This window comes from Megasphaera vaginalis (ex Srinivasan et al. 2021) (assembly GCF_000478965.1).
GTDB lineage: Bacteria > Bacillota > Negativicutes > Veillonellales > Megasphaeraceae > Megasphaera > Megasphaera vaginalis.
The window spans coordinates 1-1,244 of sequence record NZ_AWXA01000061.1 but is presented as its reverse complement, the minus strand read 5'-3'; the positions used below and the strand labels follow the sequence as shown (position 1 = coordinate 1,244).

At 43.1% G+C, this 1,244-nt stretch carries 3 protein-coding genes; all 3 read left to right on the top strand.

Annotated elements, in window-relative coordinates; all coding sequences use genetic code 11:
- Window positions 1–790, top strand: a 790-nt coding sequence (locus HMPREF1250_RS11920; protein ID WP_023054591.1) for a hypothetical protein, incomplete at its 5' end; no start/stop codon positions are given.
- Window positions 791–805: 15 nt separating this feature from the next.
- Complete coding sequence (locus HMPREF1250_RS10165; RefSeq protein WP_023054589.1) at window positions 806–1,093, top strand: hypothetical protein; 288 nt, start codon at window positions 806–808, stop codon at window positions 1,091–1,093.
- Between the two features lie 3 nt (window positions 1,094–1,096).
- Window positions 1,097–1,243, top strand: a complete 147-nt coding sequence (locus tag HMPREF1250_RS11675) for a CD1375 family protein (protein WP_155914524.1) — start codon at window positions 1,097–1,099, stop codon at window positions 1,241–1,243.
- Window position 1,244 lies beyond the last annotated feature (1 nt).

The window sequence follows — 1,244 nt, the reverse complement described above, 5'->3', positions numbered from 1 at the left end:
CGGCACAGTTGCATTACTCGACGACGTTAACACAAAAGCCGATAAATCCGGTGGGAATGCGACCGGAACATGGCCAATCAGCATTACTGGAAATGCCGCTACGGCAACAACCGCAGCATTTGGAAAATCATTATCAATAGTATCTGGAAATGAAATCAAATTTGATTCATCAGGATATACAAACGGCGGAATTGTTAATATCGGGTGGTATGACGTCCAGAAAAGCACTAAGCGAGTCAATAAATGGGTTTTTAAAAACCTTGGTGGGAAAGACGCTGACGTGCAAGCAAAAGCGTTTTATTCGAGCAATGGCGGCTTTTACGGCAACGTTCACGGAAACGCTGATACAGCGACGAAGCTATCCTCCGCCCGCACAATCTCACTTACCGGCGCAGTCACCGGTAGTGCCAGCACAGATTTGAGCGGCACTGTTAGTATTGTGACAAACATCGCTGGGGTCGCTGTGCTGACCGGAACAATTAATGACGGCGGCACATTGCCAATTCCGTCGGGATACACAGAATCGCAATGTAAATTTTTTGTCTCACCAAACAATCTCAATAGCGAAAGATACTTTTTTGACGTTGCAGAAGACGGCAGAAGCAACTGTATTGCTGCAGAATGCTATGTAAGCAGCCGCGTCGTACATGTCGCTATGATTATTCGCGGCATGCAGGGGGATCTCGCACCGTATAGCGGCACCGGAAGCGTCGGAAATTTAGCTGCTAACTATACGAGTGATGTCAGATTACCATCATCTGCAAATTACATGGTCATCGGAATAAAGTAAAAAAGGAGTGATAATATGTTTTATGTTTTTGATAAAAACGGGATCTGCATCTACTCATGCAACGACCAGCCGGATATTGACGACGTGAGCAGCAGAGAAGAAGTAATTGTACAAGATGGCGTCATATATGACATTAATACTATTATTTTATCGGACAATAAAATAACTAAAAAACAGAAAGAACAACAAGTAACACAAGAAATAAAGACGCAGAATGTATCATTAGATGCCGCATCTGTCCTTGAAGCGCTTGTTGATTTGCAAACGCAAATTGATGCAATTAACGCAACGAAAGGGGTGTAAATTATGATAAAGGCATGGTTAGTGTCAGCGTATAGTAAGCTCGTTATTTTAGGCAAATATACTCTTGACGAAAAAGAAACCGATAAAATACTTGTTCCGGAGCTATATCAAGCAGCGGTTGCAGAATGGCTTGTCGCAAGAGAGGTATAAG